Annotated in this window: 4 protein-coding genes; all 4 read left to right on the top strand. The window is 60.8% G+C overall.

From position 1 onward, the window contains the following. Positions 1 to 80 precede the first annotated feature (80 nt). The 4 genes from tnpA to BG61_RS38035 are packed head-to-tail and all read left to right on the top strand — an operon-like array spanning position 81 to position 2920. Complete coding sequence (tnpA, locus tag BG61_RS38020; protein WP_035936516.1) at positions 81 to 503, top strand: IS66 family insertion sequence element accessory protein TnpA; 423 nt, start codon at positions 81 to 83, stop codon at positions 501 to 503. Beyond that, positions 497 to 844 (top strand): IS66 family insertion sequence element accessory protein TnpB, encoded by a 348-nt coding sequence (gene tnpB, locus BG61_RS38025; protein WP_035936519.1) that lies wholly within the window; start codon positions 497 to 499, stop codon positions 842 to 844. The genes tnpA and tnpB overlap by 7 nt, the downstream gene beginning before the upstream one ends. Before the next feature lie 47 nt (positions 845 to 891). Beyond that, on the top strand, positions 892 to 2415 hold the full coding sequence (gene tnpC, locus BG61_RS38030; RefSeq protein WP_174479766.1) for an IS66 family transposase: 1524 nt from the start codon (positions 892 to 894) through the stop codon (positions 2413 to 2415). 13 nt (positions 2416 to 2428) lie between these two features. Continuing rightward, positions 2429 to 2920 (top strand): hypothetical protein, encoded by a 492-nt coding sequence (locus BG61_RS38035; protein ID WP_035936520.1) that lies wholly within the window; start codon positions 2429 to 2431, stop codon positions 2918 to 2920. Positions 2921 to 2959 lie beyond the last annotated feature (39 nt).

The following is a 2959-nucleotide window of genomic DNA, read 5'->3' on the forward strand; positions in this document are numbered from 1 at the left end:
GTAAGCGTCAGCGCATCCCGTCTTGAATCGCAGCATTCCGAATGTGAAGGTGTTGCTTTCGTGAGAACGAGGGCAATGCGATGGAAGACGAGAACATTAAGGCCGCGACGGCAATGGGCACACGTCGCCCACGGCAAGGGGAAGCGTTCTGGTGCGAAATGGTTACGGCGTGGAAAGCGAGTGGGATTGGCGCTCGGCGGTTTTGCAGGGAACAGGGTCTTGCCCTAAGCACCTTCAGTCTGTGGCGCAAGAAACTTTCAAGCCCCATCAAAGAGACCAGACAGCCGCTCGCAGTGACTGCGGATGCGGCATTCATCGTCTCCAGTCTGGATGCTGAACTGGCGCCCCCGGAGCCGTCCGTTGCAAGGCCCGCGGCTGACGCATCACCGTCGCGTGACCGGGTGACGCTCTCGCTCGCGGGCGTTCGCATCGAACTGAGCGGCGTTCACGCCGAGCGCATCGTGCGATTTGTACTCGGGCAGCTCGGAGGCGGCCGGTGCTGATTGCCTCGGACGTTCGCGCCTACATCTGTCGCGACCCGGTAGACATGCGCAAGGCAATTGACGGGCTGTCGTATCTCGTCGAGCCGCTGCTTGCCCAGAAGCCTGCATCGGGCAACCTGTTCGTCTTCGTTGCGCGCGACCGCTCCAAAGTGAAGATTCTTTATTGGGACCGGACCGGCTTCGCGCTTTGGTATAAGCGGCTTGAACGAGGCCGTTTCCCGTCACCCTCGTTACTCGCCCAGCGCGGCTTCACGCTCGCCGAACTCAACGCATGGCTCGAAGGCATCGAGATTCCGGCGCGAGAGCCGCACCACACTGTGGCGGTGACGCGCGTGGCATGACGTGCTCCCCCAGCCCGAGCTTGTAAACGTGGCTCGAGTTGGGCATCATGGTGCACATGCCACCCACCGCCGTCACTGCCGCGGATCTTCCCGTCGAGCCCGATGCGCTGCAAGCATTCGCGCTTGAACAGAACCGGCTTGCACGGGTGTTGTGGGAACAGCTGGAAATCCTCCAGCATCAGATTGCACAGTTGAACCGGGCGCGCTTCGGCGTGAGTTCTGAGCGCCTGGCCGGCCAGGCCGAACTGTTTGATGCCGCCGCGGAAATCCCGGTGCCGCCCGTGGCCAACGCAGTAACTGTGGAGGGCCACACTCGCAAAGGGCGTCCTGCTTTGCCGAAGGACCTGCCACGCACACGCATCGAATACGATCTCAGCGATGAGCAGAAGATGGCTTTCGATACGCTCGAACGGATCGGCGAAGAACACAGCGAGACCCTGCATTACGAGCCGTCCAGGCTCACCGTCATTGAACACATCCGCTTCAAATACGTGGCGAAGAAGGATGGCGAGTCGACCATCGTGACTGCAAGCGCGCAGCCGTCGCCGCTACCGAAGAGCAATGCCAGCGCGAGCCTGCTCGCCAATGTGCTGGTCAACACCTATGTCGATCATCTGCCGTTGAATCGCCAGGAAATGCGCTACGCGCGGCGCGGTGTGTACTTGCCTCGAGCCACCCTGTGCGAATGGAAGCTGGCATCGGCCGAGCTACTATCGGTACTGCTGCCCGGGTTGCGCGCCCACCAGTTGAAGGCGCCGCGAATGCACGTGGACGACACAACACTGCCTTTGCTCGAGCGAGGCCATCCGTCAACGCGTACAGCGCGATTATGGGGCTACCTTGGCGCGGGCCAGCGTAAGGAGAATGGTGTCTGGGTCGACCACCCGCCGGCGGTCGTGTTCGAGTTCGCTGAGTCGCGAGCGGGCGCACATCCGCTGCTGTACCTGAATAAATACCAAGGCTATCTGCAAGCCGACGCGTATAGCGGCCATGCTGCGCTTTATGAGCGAGGCGATATCGTCGAGGTCGGATGTTGGGCTCATTGCCGCCGACGGTTCTTCGAGATTGCCAAGGCTCAGAAGGACCCAGGGCTCGCGGCTCACGCGCTGCAGTGGATCGCCCGACTGTATGCGATCGAATCGCGAGTCAAAGACCAGGCGCCAGACATCAAGCTTGCGGTCCGGCAGGCAGAGACATTGCCCGTGCTTGCGCAGTTTCGTCGGTGGTTAGATGCAAACGTCATCGGTTTGCTCCCACAAGCGCCGCTGGCCAAGGCCTTCGGTTATACGCTGCGACACTGGGAGGCGCTCATCCGATATACGGAGAACGGTGTCCTGTTGCCAGACAACAATGCGCTTGAGCGGCAGATCAGGCCGATTGCCCTCGGAAGGTCGAACTGGATGTTTGCGGCATCTCCTCGCGGCGCCCGTGCAGCGGCAACGATGTACTCACTCATCGGTACGGCTCGTCTGAACGGTATCGAACCCTACGCGTGGCTTGAGCGAACGCTGGAACAATTGCCGTCGTATCCCGTCAATCGCGTGCACGAATTGTTGCCGCTCGCCCGCTAGAACTCCTCTGCACATGGACATTCCCGACTCCCTTCGGCAGGCGCCTAGCGCCGAGTTGTATCGCCTCTATCTTGCTATCGGCAAGATGCTTGATGACCCGAGACGTATTCTCGAAATACGTCAACGCCTGCATCTGGGGATGGCCGTCAACTACATTGGCGAAAACCCGCTCGGGCCGCCGGCACAAGGCACGATCGTTGAACTCCGGCAGACACAGGCGGTGATTCAGGACAGCGCAACTCGACGCCGTTGGGGCGTGCTCTATGCGGCGATCATCCCGGAAACTTCGAATGCTCAGCCGCACGTCGAACCAACACCGCCGCCGAGAACACAGCGTGAAGAGTTCTTCATCGGCGACACGGTCGGCTTTACCGACAAGCACCTGAGCGAGCGCGTCGGCATCATCGTTCGGCTGAATGCGAAGACCGCATCGGTCGCCGTTAATGACACCGATGGTCACTGGCGTGTTTCCTACGCCTTACTGCGAAAAATCGTCGACATCTAGCCACGGGGAACTACGCCGACGGGTTCCGCTGACGGATAC

It is taken from the genome of Caballeronia glathei (assembly GCF_000698595.1).
Classification (GTDB): domain Bacteria; phylum Pseudomonadota; class Gammaproteobacteria; order Burkholderiales; family Burkholderiaceae; genus Caballeronia; species Caballeronia glathei.

Bases quoted from the DNA above. Each gene is read 5' to 3' on its own strand.
- tnpA (WP_035936516.1), top strand. From the start codon at position 81: ATGGAAGACGAGAACATTAAGGCCGCGACGGCAATGGGCACACGTCGC.
- tnpC (WP_174479766.1), top strand. From the start codon at position 892: ATGGTGCACATGCCACCCACCGCCGTCACTGCCGCGGATCTTCCCGTC.
- BG61_RS38035 (WP_035936520.1), top strand. From the start codon at position 2,429: ATGGACATTCCCGACTCCCTTCGGCAGGCGCCTAGCGCCGAGTTGTAT.